We start from the raw sequence: 15,925 nt of genomic DNA, 5'->3' as shown, positions 1-15,925 counted from the left end.
CGCTCGCTATGGGGCCGGCGCGCCCCCTCAGCGCGGGCGCGCGGCCTCGGTCAGCTTGGCCATGTCGTGCGGGCGCAGCGGCAAGCGGAACTCGGCGACGTGGCGCGCGCCGTGGCATTCGATCACGCGGATCGGCCAGCCGCCGATCCCGGGAAGCGACAGCCACAGCGAGGAGAGCGGCGCGAACTCGGTCGCGCTCTCGAACTCGACCAGCGTGCTGCTCAGCGTGTTGAGCTGGGCGTTCCACCAGTTGACCCCCGAGCGCACATGCGTGGCGATGTCGAGGCGCAGCGCATCCCGGACCGCGCCGAGCGGAGAGGGCGACAGTTCGCGCACCGCTACGGGACGAGGGCGGTGCGATGCGACCTTGCGCAGCCAGGGCATCAGCAGCTGCCAGCCGAGCTCCTCGGCAAAGGCGATGCCGGCCTGGCCCTTCTCGGTCCAGCGCACCTCGCCCTGGATCGGGCGGAGGCCGTCGAGGGTGACCTCGACTTCGGCGCCCACCGCGAGCAGGGCGCGCGTCTCGATGCCGATGCCGGCGGGAGAGAGGTTGCGGGTCCAGGCGAAATCGACCTGCCCCGCGTGCCGGACGCACAGCCGCTGGCGCAGCTCGATGCGCGGCATCTGGCGCCGCTCGGCCGGGAGCGCGGCGAGGCAGCGCGCGAGCGCGCCGACCACGTCGAGCGGCTCGTCGAAGCGGAAGGCGATCGCCGCGGGATCGTCGCCGACGATCGAGCCGTCGGCGGTGAGGCCGAAGGGGAGCTCGATCGTCGCCTGATCGCCATTGCTGACGGGACCGGAGACGGTGAGCGTGGCACCCGCCGCGGTGATGCGGTGGACGAAGCAATGCCGCTCACCCGCGCTGCCGAGCAGAAGGCGCGCGGGGGCAGCATCCTCGATCGCGCCGACCGGCGACGAATCGAGCTCGCCGGACAGCGAGAAAATCGCCGATCGTGCCGGTAATGTCATTTTTGATCCCGCCCCTTTGCCCGGCCAGACCTTGCGGCGGGGCGCCTCAAGATTTGTTGAGCGATCAGGGTGGAGGCGGCGTTAACCTTCCGGTGCCGCCCAATCGCCCGACTTGCCGCCGGTCTTCGTGACGAGCCGGATGCCGTCGATCGTCATCGCTTTGTCGAGCGCCTTGGCCATGTCGTAGACGGTCAGCAGCGCGACCGAGACCGCGGTGAGCGCTTCCATCTCGACCCCGGTGCGGCCGCTGAGCGCGACGGTGGCGGTGGCGGTGACGCCGGTGTCGTCGGGGGTGAGGTCGAGCGTGACCTTGCTGATCGCCAGCGGATGGCAGAGCGGGATGAGGTCGCTGGTCTTCTTCGCTGCCATGATCCCGGCGACGCGCGCGACGGCGAGGACGTCGCCCTTTTTGACCAGCCCGTCGCGGATCGCGGTGGCGGCCTCTGCGGACATGGCGATGCGGCCCGTGGCGACGGCCTCGCGCCGCGTCTCGGCCTTGCCGCCGACATCGACCATGCGCGCCGCGCCGGTCTCGTCGAGATGGGTGAGATCGCTCATCCGACCAGCGCCCGCGTCGCCGCCTCGACATCGTCCTGGCGCATGAGGGATTCGCCGATCAGGAAGCAGCGCACGCCATGCACGGCCATCGCGTCGAGATCGGCGCGCGAACCGAGGCCGCTCTCCGCGACGAAGGTGCAACCCTCGGGCGCGCGGCCGACCAGCTCGTAGGTGCGGTCGAACGAGACCGAGAAGTCCTTGAGGTTGCGGTTGTTGACGCCGATCAGCCGCGACTTAAGCGCGAGCGCACGGTCGAGCTCGGCTTCGTCATGGACCTCGACCAGCACGTCCATGCCGAGACCGAGCGCGGCGTCCTCGAGCTCCGCCATCTGGCCGTCGTCGAGCGCGGCGACGATGATCAGGATGGCGTCGGCGCCGATGCTGCGCGCCTCCAGCGCCTGCCACGGATCGATCATGAAGTCCTTGCGGATCACCGGCAGCGCGCAGGCCGCGCGGGCGGCGATCAGGTAATCCTCGTGCCCTTGGAAGAACTGCGAGTCGGTCAGCACCGACAGGCACGCCGCGCCGCCCGCCTCATAGGCGCGGGCATGCGCCGGCGGGTCGAAATCGGCGCGGATCAGCCCCTTGGAGGGGGACGCCTTCTTGATCTCGGCGATCAGGCCGTAGCCGTTCGCCGCCTTGGCATCGAGCGCGGCGCGGAAGCCGCGCGGCGGGGTCTGGGCGAGCGCGCGTGCCTGCAGGTCGGCGAGGCTGGTCGCAGCCTTGCGTTCGGCGACCTCGCCGCGCTTCGCCTCGAGGATCTTGTCGAGCGTGTTCATGCCGCGGCGATCCAGCAGTCGAGCAGGGCATTGGCAAGCCCCTTGTCGATCGTCTCGGCGGCTTCCTCGGCGCCCCCGCGCAAGTCGGCCGCCTCGCCCGCGACGACCAAAGCCGCGGCGGCGTTGAGCAGCACCGCGTCGCGATAGGCGCCGCGCTCGCCCTGGAGCAGGCGGCGCAGCGCCGCGGCATTCTCGCGCGCGTCGCCGCCGCGCAGCGCCGCGAGCGGGTGGCGTTCGAGTCCGGCATCCTCGGGGGTGACGCGCGCGGGCAAGCTGACGTCACCGATGCTGACGATCAGGCTGGCGCCCTCAGGCGAGAGCTCGTCGAGCCCTTCCTCGCCCGCGACGATCGCCGCGCCCTTGACGCCGAGCTGCTCGAGCGCCTCGGCATAGATCGGGGCATAGTCGGGGCGGGCGATACCGATCAGCTGGCGCCGCACGCCGGCCGGATTGGCGAGCGGGCCCATCAGGTTGAAGATCGTGCGGCGGCCGATGCGCTTGCGCAGTGGGGCGATGCGGCCCATCGCGGGGTGGTGCTTGGCCGCGAACAGGAAGGCGATGCCGATGTCGTTGAGATGCGCCTCGGCATTGAGCGTCGCGCGGTCGAGATCGAGGCCGAGCGCCTCGAGCGTGTCGGCGGCGCCCGACTTGGACGAGGCGGCGCGGTTGCCGTGCTTGGCGACCGGCACCCCCGCCGCCGCGACGACGATCGCCACCGCGGTCGAGACGTTGAGCGTATGGTGGCCGTCGCCCCCGGTGCCGCACACGTCGATCGCGTTGGCTGGCGCGCTGACCGGGATCACTCGCTGGCGCATCGCGCGCGCAGCCTCGGCGATCTCGATGCTGGTCTCGCCGCGTTCGGCGAGCGCAATCAGGAACGCTTCGATCTCCGCCTCGGACGCGGTCCCGTCGAGGATGTCGGCGAACGCCTGCGCGGCGGATTCGCGCGCGAGCGGGGTGGCGGGATCGGGCAGGAGGCTGAAGCTGGTCACGCCGCCTCTATTGGGGCGCGGGCGGGCCAAGTCGAGCAAATCCTGTTGTAGGCGGCGCAAGCGGAGCTGGGGCGATGCATTTCGATCGCAGAACGATTAGTCTGCGGCGATCCGAACGGGGAGCGTTTCGATGGACCTTCGATCGACCGAGCCGGTGAGCTTCCTCTACGCGACCGACCGCGACCGCGCGCTCGGCTTCTACTGCGGCACGCTCGGCCTGGCGTTGCGCAGCTCGGACCCGTTCGGGGACTTCATCGCGATGGATCGCGCGGTGATCCGCCTCACCGTAATGCCCGACTACAAGGCGGGGCAGCATCCGGTGTTCGGCTGGAACGTACCCGACATCCGTGCGAGCGTGCAGGCCCTGCGGAAGAAGGGTGTCGCCTTCACCATCTATGACGGCATGGGGCAGGACGAAGACGGCATCTGGACCGCGCCCGGCGGGACGGCGAAGGTGGCGTGGTTCGCCGACCCCGACGGAAACGTGCTGAGTCTGTCGGAGGCGTGAGCTCGGTGTTACGGCGCTAGTTGCTCTCGCCCTGGGCGGATCGGAACAATTTCCATTCCTCGATCACCCGGCCGTCCGGCAGATGGCAATATCCGACCTCGCCGTCGGCCTCCTTGCGGATCTCGACCCGGCCGCCGACCTTGCCGCAATGAACCGAGGCAGGGTTCGCCATGCCGACGGCCTTTTCGGTCGCGGGCTTCGGCGCGCATGCCGTCAGGACGAAGGGGAGAATGAGCAGGGCGGTTCTCAAGTCAGCCTCCAATGGCGCCGGGCGAGCTGGGGTCGCTCTTCGCGAGGCTAGGCCGCCGAACGACCTCTTTCAACAAGGACCGCCGAAGCGTGACGCAGCCTAGGCCAGTGCCTTCGCCTCGATTCCCGCGATCCTGAGGAAGTTCGCCAGCATCGCGTGGCCATGCTCGGTGGCGATGCTCTCGGGGTGGAACTGGACGCCGTGGATCGGCAGCTCGCGATGGCGGAAGCCCATTACGCTGCCGTCGGCGGCGGTGGCGTTGACCACCAGCTCCGCGGGAATGTCCTTCACGATCAGCGAGTGGTAGCGCGTCGCGGTGAAGGGCGAGGGCAGGCCGTCGAACAGCCCGGTGCCGTCATGCTCGACCGGGCTGGTCTTGCCATGCATGAGCCCGCCGCGCACCACCTGGCCGCCGAAATGCTGGCCGATCGACTGGTGGCCGAGGCACACGCCGAGCAGAGGCTTGCCGGCATCGGCGCAGGCGGCGACGAGATCGAGGCTGATCCCCGCCTCGTTCGGCGTGCACGGGCCCGGCGAGAGCAGGAACGCCTGGGCATTGCTCGCGATCGCCTCGCCCGCGGTGAGCGCGTCGTTGCGCACCACCTTCACCTCCGCGCCCAGCTCCATCAGATAATGGACGAGGTTCCAGGTGAAGCTGTCGTAATTGTCGATGACCAGGATCATGGCGAGAGCGGGCTTAGCGAGGCTAGTAGCCCGCGTCGAGATCGACGACGTTCTTCATTGGCTTGCCCTCGACGAAGGCGCGGGCGTTTTCGAGGAACAGCGCGGCCGCGCGCATGAACATCTTCGTCTGCGACCGTCCGGACAGATGCATCGAGTGGATGCAGTTGGGCGCGGTCCAGAGCGGATGCTCGGGCGGGAGTGGTTCGGGATCGGTGACGTCGAGAAATGCGCCGCCGATCCGCCGTTTCTCCAGCGCCTCGATCAGCGCAGACTGGTCGACCATGCCGCCGCGTGCGAAATTGACGAGCCAGGCACCGGGCTTCATCGCCGCCAACTCGGCCGCGCCGATCAGCGCAAGGGTGTCGGCGGTCGACGGGGCGGCGAGGATGATCCAGTCGAACTCGCTGATCCGGTCGCGCCACTGATCGGGGCTCAGCGTGCCGTCGCGGCCCGAGCGGGTGACGCCGGTCACCTCGATGCCGAACGCCGCCAGCCGCTCGCCGATCATCCGGCCGATCGTGCCATAGCCGATGACGAGTGCTCGGGTCTCGAACAGCTCGAGCCTGCCGGGCGCGTCGTGCGTCCATTCGCGCCGGTCGGCCATACGCGTAACCTGATCGAAGCGCTTGGCGGCGACGAGCATGCCCATCACCGCATATTCGGCGACCGCGATCGCGTTGATCCCCGCGCCGTTGGTGACGATGGTGCGCCGCGCCTTGAGCAGCGCGATGTCGAACGCGTCGACCCCGGCGCGGATGGTGAAGAGCCATTTGAGGCGTTCACCTGCCGCCGCCGCTTCGCCGGTCCATTCTGGGCTCTGCATGTCGATCCAGGCGATGTCGGCGTCTGCCACCATTGCCGTGGCTTCCTCGCGGCTCATGAACCAGTGCGGCTCGATCCCGGCGGGCAGGCCGGGCTCGATCAGCGGGCGGGCGAGGGCGGGCAGAACGGCTTTCATGACATGAGGTTAGATTGATCGTTACGCGCGCGCAAACAGCTGAAAATGAATGGTTTGCGATGAATTGACCTTAATTCCGGCTGGCGGCGAGTCGCGAAATGCGAGATTATAGCCACGGCGTGATGCGGGCAAAGCGCCTCCGCGCACGGGGTGGGGCTGCATGGACAATCTGGAGACGCCTCCGGTCGAGGCGGAGCATGGCGATGCCGAAGCGGCTGCACCGGCGGGCGGCGGCGCGGCGCTGAGTGGGACGAGCGCGGTCGCGCTCGGGCTCGCGCTGGCGGCGTGCGATTCGGGCGGCGGTGGTGGCGGTGGGGTGGTCGCCACGCCGGGACCGACTCCGACCCCGACCCCGGCGCCGGTCACCGCGGCGCAGGCCAGCCGCTTCCTCGCCCAGGCGACGATGGGCGCGACCAGCGCCGACATCGCCGATGTCCAGTCGCGCGGCTATGCCGGCTGGATCGCCGCCGAGTTCGCCAAGCCGCGCACGACGACGCACTGGGACTGGCTGGTGGCCAAGGGCTACAATGTCGCTGCCAACGTCAACGGCGAGGCTGGCTTCGACAACGTCATGTGGAGCCAGCTGATCGGCGCGGGCGACCAGCTGCGCCAGCGCGTCGGCATGGCGCTGCTCGAGGTGCTGGTGGTCGGGATGTCGGGGGTGAACCTCAACTGGCGGCAGTTCGCGATGGCCGCTTATGTCGACGTGCTGATGGACAATGCCTTCGGCAATTTCCGCATGATCCTCGACAAGGTCACGACCAACGCGGCGATGGCCTCGTTCCTCACCTTCCTCGGCAACCGCAAGGCGAACGCCGCCACCGGATCGGTCCCCGACGAGAATTATGCGCGCGAGCTGATGCAGCTGTTCACCATCGGCCTGCACCGGCTCAACATGGACGGGTCGGTGGTAACCGCGGGCGGGGTGCCGGTCGAGACCTATACGCCAGCCGACGTCTCGGGGCTGGCGCGCGTGTTCACCGGCCTGACGCTCGATTCGACCGATGGCACGACGCCTGACCGTTATCGCCGCCCGCTGATCGTTAACGCCAACCAGCACGAGACCGGCGCCTCGACCTTCCTTGGCACCACCGTGGCCGCGGGCACTGCGGGAATGGACGCGATCAAGCAGGCGCTCGACACGATCTTCGCGCATCCCAACGTTCCGCCGTTCGTCTCGAAGCAACTGATCCAGCGGCTGGTGACGAGCAACCCGTCGCCCGGCTATGTCGGGCGCGTGTCCGCCAAGTTCGCCGATAACGGCTCGGGCGTGCGCGGCGACATGCAGGCGGTGATCCGCGCGATCCTGCTCGACGACGAGGCCCGCGCGGATCCGTCGGGGACGAGCAGCGGCAAATTACGCGAGCCGGTGATGCGCTTCACCGGCTGGGCGCGCGGCTTCGGTGCGACCTCGCCGAGCGGCAATTGGGCGGTCGGCGACACGAGCAGCCCGATCAACCGGCTGAGCCAGGCGATGGGGCGCAGCGCGTCGGTCTTCAACTTCTTCCGCCCCGGCTACACGCCGCCGAACAGCGGCTTCACCAGCGGCGGGCTGGTCGCGCCCGAATTCCAGATCACCAACGAGATCAGCGTCGTCGGCTATGTGAACTACATGCAGTCGGCGGTGAACAACGGCATCGGCGACCTGAAGAGCGACTATGCCGAACTGACCGCGATCGCCGCCGACAGCCAGGCGCTGATCGACCGCGTCAACCTGGTGCTCGCCGCTGGGCAGTTGAGCGCGGCGACGGTGGCGCAGATCAAGACCGCGGTCGACAGCTCGACCAACACCAACAACCGGGTCGCGATCGCGCTGCTGCTGACGCTCGCCGCGCCCGAATATCTGGCGCAGAAGTGAGGGACGCTGAGATGGAAGCCAACCAGTCCCGCCGCGCCTTCCTCCGCCGCACCGCCACGCTCGGCATCGCCGGCGGCGCCGCGCCGTTCGTCACCCAGCTCGCCGCGATCGGCGAAGCCTCCGCCGCAGTCGCCAGCGACTACAAGGCGCTGGTCTGCGTGTTTCTCTATGGCGGCAACGACTATGCCAACACGCTGCCGCCCTATGACCTGGCGAGCCACACGCTCTACACCAACGCCCGGCCGGGTCTCGCGCACCCGCGCGACTCGCTGACGGCGACCGCGCTCGCGCCGCTCAACTCGCTCGGCGGGCGCGAATATGCGCTGGCGCCGACGATGGCGCCGCTGCTGCCGCTGTTCGACGCCGGCAAGATGGCGGTGGTGCTCAACGTCGGCACGCTGGTGCGCCCGACGACCAAGGCGCAGTACCAGGCCAACTCCGTGGCGCTGCCGCCCAAGCTGTTCAGCCACAACGACCAGCAGAGTTACTGGCAGGCGTCGAATGCCGAGGGCGCGACCTCGGGCTGGGGCGGGCGGATCGGCGACTTGCTGCAGAGCGGCAACGGCAGCGCGGCGCTGACCTGCATCAGCGCCTCGGGCAACGCGACCTATCTCTCGGGACGCAGCGCGATCCAGTATGTCACCGGCACCGGTGGGCCGACTCCGCTGATCGGCAACGCCACGACGCTCTACGGCTCCTCGGCGGCGGCGAGCGCGCTGCGCTCGATCATGGGCGGCACACGCAGCCATCTGATCGAAAACGAGCATGCGATCGTCTCGAAGCGCGCGCTCGATCTCTACGCCCAGGTCAACGGCGCGCTCGCCGGCGCCCCGGCGGCGAATTTCCCGCTGTTTCCGACCGGCAACAGCCTCGCCGACCAGCTCAAGATCGTCGCGCGGATGATCTCGGTCTCGCAGGAGCTGGGCGCCAAGCGGCAGGTGTTCTTCGTGTCGCTCGGCGGGTTCGACATGCACGACTTCCTGGTGCGCGATCACCCGACCGTGATCGGCCGCGTCGCCGCGGCGATGCGCGCCTTCTACGACACGACCGAAGCGCTCGGCGTGGCGGACAAGGTGACGAGCTTCACCGCTTCCGATTTCGGGCGCACGCTGACCCAGAATGACGACGGCTCGGACCATGGCTGGGGGGCGATGCACTTCGTGGTCGGCGGCGCGGTCAACGGCCGGCGCATCTACGGTACCCCGCCCGCGGTCGGGCACAACACGCCTGACGATGTCGGGCAGGGACGGCTGCTGCCGACCACCTCGGTCGACCAATACGCCGCGACGCTGGCGAGCTGGTTCGGGGTGAGCGATTCGAGCATGGCGACGGTGCTGCCCAATATCGGCAACTATTCGACGCGGAACCTGGGGTTCGTCTGAGGCCTAGAGCTCGACCTTCCAGTCCCAGCCGAGCGGGTCGCCGTCCATCACCTCGACTCCGGCGCCGAGCAGCTCGTCGCGGATCGCGTCCGAGCGCGCGAAGTCCTTCGCCGCACGCGCTTCCTTGCGTTGGGCGAGGCGCGCCTCGATCTCGGCTTCGGTCACTTGCGCCCCGGCCGGGCGGACGCGCAGGTCGGCGCGGCTGAGCTCGAGCAGGTCGAGCCCGAGCACCGCGTCGAACTGCGCCAGCGTCATCAGCCGCGCTTCCTGGTTGAGCTGCTTGTCCGCGAGCAGCTCCTCGAGCACCGGCAGCGCCCTGGGCGTGTTGAGATCGTCCGACACCGCCGCGTCGAGCCGGTCGAGATAGTTTCCGGCGTCGCCGCCACCCTTGCCCTCGGCCTCGCGGAACTTCTCCGCGGCAAGGACCAGGCGGCGCAGGCGGACGAGCGCCGCCAGCAGGTTCTCGCCGCTGAACTCGAGCTCGCTGCGGTAATGCGCGGAAAGGCACATCAGACGGTAGGCGAGTGGGTGCACGCCCTTCGCGACCAGCGCGTCGAGCGTCGCGATGCCGCCCTTCGACTTGGACATCTTGCCGCCGCGGTCGACGAGGAAGTTGTTGTGCATCCACACCCGCGCGCCGGAATCGCCGCAGCGGCAATGGGCCTGGTTCTGCGCGATCTCGTTGACGTGGTGGATCTCGCGGTGATCGATGCCGCCGGTGTGGATGTCGAAGGGCAGGCCGAGCAGCTCGGCGCTCATCACCGAGCATTCGAGGTGCCAGCCCGGCGCGCCGCGGCCCCAGGGTGAGTCCCACTCCATCTGGCGCGTCTCGCCCGGCGGGGTGGTGCGCCAGATCGCGAAGTCCTGCGGATGGCGCTTGCCCTCGACGCTCTCGATCCTGCCCTCGCCGGCATCGTCCTGGCCGCCGGAGAGCTTGCCATAGTCGGGCACGGTGCTGCTGTCGAAATAGAGGCCGCTTTCGAGCTGGTAGCAATTGGCCTCGGCGAAGCCCTTCGCGAACTCGATCATCTTGCCGACATAGTCGGTCGCCAGCGGCATGTGGTCGGGCGTGCGGATGTTGAGGTCGCGAAGATTGCGGCGGAACACGTCGGCATAGTGGCGCGAGATGTCCCAGGCGCTCATGCCGCGCTTCCTAGCGGCCGCCTCCATCTTGTCCTCGCCCTCGTCCGCGTCCGAGGTCAGATGGCCGACATCGGTGATGTTGAGGACATGGGTGAGGTCATATTCCTTCCACCGCAGCACGCGGCTCAGCGTGTCGGTGAAGACATAGGCGCGCAGATTGCCGAGATGCGGGTCGCTATAGACCGTCGGCCCGCACGAATAGACGCGCACGCCTTTGGCGGGATCGATCGGCGCAAACGGTTCGAGCGCGCGGGTGAGCGAATTGTAAAGGATGAGAGGCGCGGCGGTCATGCGCGCGCCATAGCGCGGCGGAGGCGGCGGTCAAACCGCCTCCACGCATTCAAGCCGCGAGCGAGTCGGGCTTGCCGCTGGTGTGGAACAGCCCGGCGCCGAACGTGCCGCCATTGTTGATCGGCAGCGCCGTCCCGCAGAAGGCGCATTCGGCGGTCATCCGTCCGACCGTCCAGTGCGACTGGCCGCAGCCGGGGCAGTGATTGTGCTCGCCCGGGTGGAAGGCGATGCGGTAGCCGCTGTTGGCGGCGGTGAAGGCGTCGGTGTCATAGTACATCGGTTCGTCTCCAAACGTGCCCGGTTCGACGCGCGGAATCGCCGTTTGTTCCAAGCTCGTTTCGAAACGACGCCCAGGTGTTGCCGATATGTTACTATTTCGGGGTCAGGCGAGCGGGCGAATCCGGTCGAGAACGGTGTACGCCATCACCGCGGTCGCCACTGCGGCGTTGAGGCTGTCGGCCTTGCCGAGCATCGGGATTTTCACGCGGATATCGCACGCCTCGGCATAGGCGGCGGGCAAGCCCTGCGCTTCGTTGCCGGTGAGCAGGAAGACCGGCGCGGCGAAGTCCGGCGCGCGGTAGTCGACCGCGCCTTCGAGCGCCAAGCCGACGAGCTGGCCCGGGCCGCCGCGCAGCCAGCCGTGGAATTCGTCCCATGGCGCCCGTGCGATCGGAATGGTGAACAGCGCGCCCATGCTCGCGCGCACCGCCTCGACCGAAAAGGGATCGACGCACTCGTCGACCAGGATCAGCCCGCCCGCGCCGACTGCGTCGGCGGTGCGCAGGATCGTGCCGAGATTGCCCGGATCGCGCAGCCGCTCGGCGACCAGCCAGAGCGGTGCGGCGGCGCGATCCAGCCGGGCGAGGCCGGTCGGCAGCTCGCGATAGACGCCGACCACTGCGCCCGGATTGTCCTTGCCCGAGAGCTTGGAGAGGATGTCGGCGTCGGTCGCGACCGCCTCGCCGCCCGCGGCCTCGGTCTCTTCGATCAGCGCGGCGGCGAGCGCGTGGGTCTCATGGCCTTTCGCGAAGAAGAGGTACTCGGGCAAATGCCCCGCCTCGCGCGCCTCGGTCAGGATGCGCAGCCCCTCGGCGAGGAACAGCCCCTCGTCGCGGCGGTGCTTCTTGTCGCGCAGGCTGCGTACACGCTTGACCAGCGGGTTGGAGAAGGCGGTGATCTCGCGGGGCACGCCTCAGTCCTCGCCGAAGCGATCCTCGACCAGCCCGACGAGCTTAAGTACCGCATCCTCGGCGCCGTCGCCCGAGGCGCTGATCGTGATCGTATCGCCCATCGCCGCGCCCAGCATCATCAGCCCCATGATCGACGTGCCGGTGACTGAATTGCCATCCTTCTCGACGGTGAGCTCGACCGGCTGGGAGGAGGCGAGGGTGACGAACTTCGCACTTGCACGCGCGTGCAGGCCGCGGCGGTTGCCGATCAGGACCGTCCGGCTCACCCGACTCAAGCGGCAGCCTCCCCGAGGACCTCGGAAGCGACGGTGATGTACTTGCGGCCGGCCTCGCGCGCGGCGGCAACGGCTTCGGTGACCTTCATCGTCTTGCGCGCGCCGCCGAGGCGAATCAGCATCGGCAGGTTGATCCCGGCGATCACCTCGACCCGGCCAGCTTCCATGAGCGAGATGGCGAGATTGGACGGGGTGCCGCCGAACAGATCGGTCAGCACGATCACGCCGCGCCCGGCATCGACGTCGGTGATCGCCTTGGCGATGTCGGCCCGGCGGCCTTCCATATCGTCCTCGGGGCCGATCGAGATGGTGGCGATTCGCTCCTGCTTGCCCACCACATGCTCCATCGCGACGACGAACTCCTCCGCGAGCCGCCCGTGCGTCACGAGTACCAGACCGATCATTTTCTATGTTTGTCCCATGCGGTTCATCTCGCGACCGGGGGGCCTTCTAACGAGTCCTGCGGTGCGGTCTGCAAGTCACGATGCGCCACCGTGGGCGAAAATCCCGCGTCGCGCAACCGGGCAGCGACGCGTTCGGCGACATGAACCGAGCGATGTCTCCCTCCGGTACAGCCGAAAGCGATGGTAACATAGGATTTTCCCTCCGCGCGGTAGCGGGGAAGCAGCGCCAGGATGAGCCCCTCGATGCGCTCAAGCGCATCGGCATAGGCGGGGTCGGCGGCGACATAGTCGGCGACGTCGCGGTCCTTGCCGGTGCCGGGGCGCAGCGAATCGACCCAGTGGGGGTTGCGCAGGAAGCGCATGTCGAACACGAAATCGGCATTGGCCGGGATGCCGCGCGCGAAGCCGAACGACATCACCGACAGCGTCGGCCCGCCGAGCCCTTCCCCCGAGAAGGTCGCGCGGATCTGCTGCGCCAGCTCGTTGCCCGACAGGGTGGTGGTGTCGACCAGCCGGTTGGCCCAACGCCGCAGCGGCTCGAGCAGCTCGCGCTCGCGCGCGATGCCGTCGCCGGCCGGGCGGTCCTGCGCTAGCGGATGGCGGCGGCGAGTCTCGTTGTAGCGGCGCTCGAGCTCGGCGCCCGCACAATCGAGGAACAGCGTGCCGACGTCATAGCCGCGCTCGTCGCGCAGTTTCTTGATGCGCCGCACGATACTGTCCGCATCGAAGCCGCGGGTGCGCGTGCCGATGCCGAGCGCGAGCGGGCGATCATCGCCATCGCTGCCCTCGGGCGGATCGGTGTCGAGCAGGCGGTTGAGCAGCAGCAGGGGGAGGTTGTCGACCACCTCCCAGCCGAGATCCTCGAGCGTGCGCAGCACCGTCGACTTACCTGCGCCGGACATGCCGGTGACGAGCAGGATCTGCTTGGGCTTGCCCTTGCTCACGCGGCGAAACTCATGCGGCGGTCCAGCCGATGTGGCGCAGCGCCAGCTCGACCTTGACCGGTGCCGAGGGTTCGAGCGCGGCGAGGGCGACCTCGGGGATGTCGATCCCGGCGATTCGGCGCTTCTTCGGTCCCTCCGGCATGCGTGGCGGGTCCTCGAGGATCGTGACGAGCAGCGCGACCGGCACGCGGTCCTGGTGCGGCATGTCGATCACGCCGATCCCGCGCACCTCGATCTTGCCCGCGATATTGGCCGGCGCCATGCCGAGCAGCGCGCCGTCGGAGCGAGTGCAGATGGTGTAGTCGTCCGACACCAGCACCGCGCCGCGGTCGATCAGCCGCAGCGCGAGGTCCGACTTGCCCTCGCCCGAACGGCCTTCGATCAGAACCGCGCGCCCGTCGATGGCGACGCACGATGCGTGTAGCGTTTCGGAAGAGACGACGGCCACGCGATACCCCCGTATTATCAGCCCGGTTGCACCAGGGGAAGGCGGACGAAGAAGCGCGCGCCGTGCATGCGATCCTCGCGCGATTCGACCCCGATCGTGCCCTGATGGCCTTCGACGATGGTGCGCGCGATGGCAAGCCCCAGCCCCGAATGCTGGCCGAACGCCTCGGCATCGGGGCGCACCGAGTGGAAGCGGCGGAAGACCGCCTCGCGCGCTTCCTCGGGCACGCCGGGGCCTTCATCCTCGACTCGCGCCTCGAGCAGGTCGCCGACCGTCGCCACCGACAGCGTGACCAGCCCGCCCTCGGGCGAGAAGGAGATGGCGTTGTCGATCAGATTCTCGAACACGCGCTCGAGCCGCGCGCCCTCGCCCATCACGCGCGGGATCGCCCCGATCGGCCGGTCGAAGCGCAGGCGCACGCCGCGCGCGACACCGCGCTCGCTGCGCTGGGCGATGAGGCCGTCGAGCATCGCGACGATGTCGACCGATTCGAACTTGGCGCGGCTGAGCTGCGCGTCGAGGCGTGAGGCTTCGGAAATGTCGCTGATCAGCCGGTCAAGCCGGTGGACGTCGTCGCGGACGATCGCGAGCAGCCGCTCCTGCAGCTCGGGATCGCGGACGTTGGCGAGCCCGTCGACCGCGGAGCGCAACGAGGCGAGGGGGTTCTTGAGCTCGTGCGCGAGATCGGCGGCGAACGCCTCGGTCGCGTCGATCCGCGCGCGCAGCGCCTGGCTCATGTCGGAGAGCGAGCGGGCGAGATGGCCGATCTCGTCACGCCGCTCGGGCAGGCGCGGCACCACCACTTCGCGCGCGCGCCCGAGGCGCACGCGCACCGCGGCACGCGCGAGCCGGCGCAGCGGCCGGACGATGGTGCGCGCGAGGAACAGCGAGAGGAAGATCGACAATCCCATCACCACCGCGAGCACGACCCCGAGCCGGAAGCGCTCGATCCGCACCGTCTGGGTGATCTCGCGGGCATTGTCGGTGGTGAACACCGCGCCCTCGGGACCATAGGAGGCGGCGGCGGTGATCACCGGCGTGCGATCGGGCGCGCGCCACACGCTGGCGCTGGCCTCGCCGGTGCGGAGCGCGGTGGCAAGGTCGGGCCAGTCCAGCCCCTTGTCCGCCGCGCGCTCGCGGAACTGCGGCGCGCGGTCGGCGCCGGCGACGGTGTCGATGATCGCATCGAGGAAGCGCGCCGCGGTCTGGTTCCACGGATCCTTGTCGGGATCGCGCAGCACGACGTTGTTGAGGCCGAGCGCCTTTGTGTCGAGCCGCACGCGGCCCGAACGGTCGTAGAGGCGGATGCGCAGCCCCGCCTCGTTCGCGACGCGCAGCACCAGCGCGTTGCGGTCGTCGGGCGGGGTCATCGCCACCGCCTGCGCGATCAGCCGCGCCTCGCGGCCCGCCTGCTCGACCTTGTCGTCGACGATCCGCGCGCGGAAGCTGTCGAGATAGAAGAATCCGCCCGCCAGCATCGCCAGCGCGAAGATGTTGACCGCCAGGATGCGGGGCGTGAGGCTGAGCCGAGCCGACCAGCGCAGCGCGAGATCGCGGTCCTCGCGCGGTGCCTTACTCGTCGGAGAATCGATATCCGGCGCCATAGAGCGTCTCGATGGCGTCGAACTCGGGATCGACCTGGCGGAACTTGCGGCGGACGCGCTTGATGTGGCTGTCGATGGTGCGGTCATCGACATAGATGTCGTCCTGATATGCCGCATCCATCAGCTGGTTGCGCGTCTTGACGATGCCAGGGCGCTGGGCGAGCGTCTCGAGGATCAGGAATTCGGTGACGGTCAGCGTCACGTTGCTGCCGCCCCAGGTCACCTTGTGCCGCGCCGGGTCCATGTTGAGCCGGCCGCGCTCCAGCACGGGCTGAACTTCTTCCTCGGCGTCCGCGCCGGGCGTCGCCGAGGCGGCTTCGGTCCGCCGCAGGATCGCGCGGATACGGGCGATCAGCAGCCGCTGGCTGAACGGCTTGGCGATATAGTCGTCCGCGCCCATCGCGAGCCCCAGCGCCTCGTCGAGCTCGTCGTCCTTGCTGGTGAGGAAGATCACCGGCGTGGCGAGCTTCTCACGCAGGCGGCGAAGCAGCTCGAGCCCGTCCATCTTGGGCATCTTGATGTCGAGTACCGCCAGGTCCGGCGGATTCTCGAGCAGCGCCTTCAGCGCGGTCTCGCCGTCCGAATAGACACGCGTGACAAAGCCTTCGGCCTGCAGCGCGATCGAGACCGAGGTCAGGATGTTCCGGTCGTCGTCAACCAGCGCGATCGTTGCGGTCATGGCGCGTGG

The 15,925-nt window shown here is 69.0% G+C and carries 19 protein-coding genes; 3 read left to right on the top strand and 16 right to left on the bottom strand.

Annotated features, from left to right (window positions below; all coding sequences use genetic code 11):
• Positions 1-27 precede the first annotated feature (27 nt).
• The 4 genes from ACO227_RS19545 to trpD form a co-directional block, all read right to left on the bottom strand.
• Positions 28-969: a PilZ domain-containing protein gene (locus tag ACO227_RS19545; RefSeq protein ID WP_423604224.1), complete on the bottom strand. Its 942-nt coding sequence runs from the start codon at positions 967-969 to the stop codon at positions 28-30.
• Between the two features lie 81 nt (positions 970-1,050).
• The gene (gene moaC / locus ACO227_RS19540) at positions 1,051-1,527 is read right to left on the bottom strand and encodes a cyclic pyranopterin monophosphate synthase MoaC (RefSeq protein WP_423604222.1); all 477 of its coding nucleotides are present in this window, start codon (positions 1,525-1,527) and stop codon (positions 1,051-1,053) included.
• Positions 1,524-2,306, bottom strand: a complete 783-nt coding sequence (gene trpC, locus ACO227_RS19535) for an indole-3-glycerol phosphate synthase TrpC (protein ID WP_423604220.1) — start codon at positions 2,304-2,306, stop codon at positions 1,524-1,526. The genes moaC and trpC overlap by 4 nt, the downstream gene beginning before the upstream one ends.
• Positions 2,303-3,298, bottom strand: a complete 996-nt coding sequence (gene trpD / locus ACO227_RS19530; protein WP_423604218.1) for an anthranilate phosphoribosyltransferase — start codon at positions 3,296-3,298, stop codon at positions 2,303-2,305. The genes trpC and trpD overlap by 4 nt, the downstream gene beginning before the upstream one ends.
• Before the next feature lie 130 nt (positions 3,299-3,428).
• Between trpD and ACO227_RS19525 the strand changes: the two genes are divergently transcribed.
• Positions 3,429-3,806 (top strand): VOC family protein, encoded by a 378-nt coding sequence (locus ACO227_RS19525; protein ID WP_423604217.1) that lies wholly within the window; start codon positions 3,429-3,431, stop codon positions 3,804-3,806.
• Between the two features lie 16 nt (positions 3,807-3,822).
• Here the strand turns inward: ACO227_RS19525 and ACO227_RS19520 are convergent, their stop codons facing one another.
• The 3 genes from ACO227_RS19520 to ACO227_RS19510 form a co-directional block, all read right to left on the bottom strand.
• Complete coding sequence (locus tag ACO227_RS19520) at positions 3,823-4,056, bottom strand: DUF333 domain-containing protein (RefSeq protein ID WP_423604215.1); 234 nt, start codon at positions 4,054-4,056, stop codon at positions 3,823-3,825.
• A 99-nt stretch (positions 4,057-4,155) separates the two neighbouring features.
• Positions 4,156-4,740 (bottom strand): anthranilate synthase component II, encoded by a 585-nt coding sequence (locus ACO227_RS19515; RefSeq protein ID WP_423604213.1) that lies wholly within the window; start codon positions 4,738-4,740, stop codon positions 4,156-4,158.
• 22 nt (positions 4,741-4,762) lie between these two features.
• Positions 4,763-5,698: a D-2-hydroxyacid dehydrogenase gene (locus ACO227_RS19510; protein WP_423604212.1), complete on the bottom strand. Its 936-nt coding sequence runs from the start codon at positions 5,696-5,698 to the stop codon at positions 4,763-4,765.
• A 160-nt stretch (positions 5,699-5,858) separates the two neighbouring features.
• Here ACO227_RS19510 and ACO227_RS19505 point away from each other — a divergent pair, with 160 nt between their 5' ends.
• Positions 5,859-7,556, top strand: coding sequence for a DUF1800 domain-containing protein (locus ACO227_RS19505; RefSeq protein WP_423604210.1), 1,698 nt, complete (start codon positions 5,859-5,861; stop codon positions 7,554-7,556).
• An 11-nt stretch (positions 7,557-7,567) separates the two neighbouring features.
• A complete protein-coding gene (locus ACO227_RS19500; RefSeq protein WP_423604209.1) occupies positions 7,568-8,938 on the top strand; it encodes a DUF1501 domain-containing protein in 1,371 nt (456 codons plus the stop codon).
• Between the two features lie 3 nt (positions 8,939-8,941).
• Here the strand turns inward: ACO227_RS19500 and cysS are convergent, their stop codons facing one another.
• From cysS to ACO227_RS19455, 9 genes are all read right to left on the bottom strand, one after another.
• Positions 8,942-10,372, bottom strand: a complete 1,431-nt coding sequence (gene cysS, locus ACO227_RS19495) for a cysteine--tRNA ligase (RefSeq protein WP_423604207.1) — start codon at positions 10,370-10,372, stop codon at positions 8,942-8,944.
• Between the two features lie 49 nt (positions 10,373-10,421).
• The gene (locus ACO227_RS19490) at positions 10,422-10,649 is read right to left on the bottom strand and encodes a hypothetical protein (protein WP_423604205.1); all 228 of its coding nucleotides are present in this window, start codon (positions 10,647-10,649) and stop codon (positions 10,422-10,424) included.
• A gap of 105 nt (positions 10,650-10,754) precedes the next feature.
• Positions 10,755-11,561 carry a TrmH family RNA methyltransferase gene (locus ACO227_RS19485; protein ID WP_423604204.1) on the bottom strand — a complete coding sequence of 269 codons (807 nt, stop codon included), beginning with the start codon at positions 11,559-11,561 and terminating at the stop codon, positions 10,755-10,757.
• A gap of 3 nt (positions 11,562-11,564) precedes the next feature.
• The gene (locus ACO227_RS19480) at positions 11,565-11,837 is read right to left on the bottom strand and encodes an HPr family phosphocarrier protein (protein WP_423604202.1); all 273 of its coding nucleotides are present in this window, start codon (positions 11,835-11,837) and stop codon (positions 11,565-11,567) included.
• Positions 11,834-12,241: a PTS sugar transporter subunit IIA gene (locus tag ACO227_RS19475; protein ID WP_423604200.1), complete on the bottom strand. Its 408-nt coding sequence runs from the start codon at positions 12,239-12,241 to the stop codon at positions 11,834-11,836. The genes ACO227_RS19480 and ACO227_RS19475 overlap by 4 nt, the downstream gene beginning before the upstream one ends.
• 23 nt (positions 12,242-12,264) lie before the next feature.
• Entirely contained in the window at positions 12,265-13,185 is a 921-nt protein-coding gene (rapZ, locus tag ACO227_RS19470) for an RNase adapter RapZ (protein ID WP_423604199.1), read from the bottom strand.
• 10 nt (positions 13,186-13,195) lie between these two features.
• Positions 13,196-13,633 (bottom strand): HPr kinase/phosphorylase, encoded by a 438-nt coding sequence (locus ACO227_RS19465; RefSeq protein WP_423604197.1) that lies wholly within the window; start codon positions 13,631-13,633, stop codon positions 13,196-13,198.
• A gap of 17 nt (positions 13,634-13,650) precedes the next feature.
• The gene (locus ACO227_RS19460) at positions 13,651-15,237 is read right to left on the bottom strand and encodes an ATP-binding protein (protein WP_423604196.1); all 1,587 of its coding nucleotides are present in this window, start codon (positions 15,235-15,237) and stop codon (positions 13,651-13,653) included.
• Positions 15,206-15,916 carry a response regulator transcription factor gene (locus tag ACO227_RS19455; RefSeq protein ID WP_423604195.1) on the bottom strand — a complete coding sequence of 237 codons (711 nt, stop codon included), beginning with the start codon at positions 15,914-15,916 and terminating at the stop codon, positions 15,206-15,208. The genes ACO227_RS19460 and ACO227_RS19455 overlap by 32 nt, the downstream gene beginning before the upstream one ends.
• Between the last annotated feature and the right edge of the window lie 9 nt (positions 15,917-15,925).

This window comes from Sphingomonas sp. MS122, from assembly GCF_049532975.1.
In the GTDB taxonomy this organism is placed as follows: Bacteria; Pseudomonadota; Alphaproteobacteria; order Sphingomonadales; family Sphingomonadaceae; genus Sphingomonas.
Note: the sequence above shows the minus strand (reverse complement) of the source record. Positions and strands in the feature narration are given on the sequence as shown.

Bases quoted from the DNA above. Each gene is read 5' to 3' on its own strand.
- ACO227_RS19510 (WP_423604212.1), bottom strand. From the start codon at position 5,698: ATGAAAGCCGTTCTGCCCGCCCTCGCCCGCCCGCTGATCGAGCCCGGC.
- ACO227_RS19525 (WP_423604217.1), top strand. From the start codon at position 3,429: ATGGACCTTCGATCGACCGAGCCGGTGAGCTTCCTCTACGCGACCGAC.
- ACO227_RS19545 (WP_423604224.1), bottom strand. From the start codon at position 969: ATGACATTACCGGCACGATCGGCGATTTTCTCGCTGTCCGGCGAGCTC.
- ACO227_RS19455 (WP_423604195.1), bottom strand. From the start codon at position 15,916: ATGACCGCAACGATCGCGCTGGTTGACGACGACCGGAACATCCTGACC.
- ACO227_RS19515 (WP_423604213.1), bottom strand. From the start codon at position 4,740: ATGATCCTGGTCATCGACAATTACGACAGCTTCACCTGGAACCTCGTC.
- cysS (WP_423604207.1), bottom strand. From the start codon at position 10,372: ATGACCGCCGCGCCTCTCATCCTTTACAATTCGCTCACCCGCGCGCTC.
- ACO227_RS19505 (WP_423604210.1), top strand. From the start codon at position 5,859: ATGGACAATCTGGAGACGCCTCCGGTCGAGGCGGAGCATGGCGATGCC.
- ACO227_RS19475 (WP_423604200.1), bottom strand. From the start codon at position 12,241: ATGATCGGTCTGGTACTCGTGACGCACGGGCGGCTCGCGGAGGAGTTC.
- ACO227_RS19500 (WP_423604209.1), top strand. From the start codon at position 7,568: ATGGAAGCCAACCAGTCCCGCCGCGCCTTCCTCCGCCGCACCGCCACG.
- trpC (WP_423604220.1), bottom strand. From the start codon at position 2,306: ATGAACACGCTCGACAAGATCCTCGAGGCGAAGCGCGGCGAGGTCGCC.
- ACO227_RS19460 (WP_423604196.1), bottom strand. From the start codon at position 15,237: ATGGCGCCGGATATCGATTCTCCGACGAGTAAGGCACCGCGCGAGGAC.
- moaC (WP_423604222.1), bottom strand. From the start codon at position 1,527: ATGAGCGATCTCACCCATCTCGACGAGACCGGCGCGGCGCGCATGGTC.
- ACO227_RS19490 (WP_423604205.1), bottom strand. From the start codon at position 10,649: ATGTACTATGACACCGACGCCTTCACCGCCGCCAACAGCGGCTACCGC.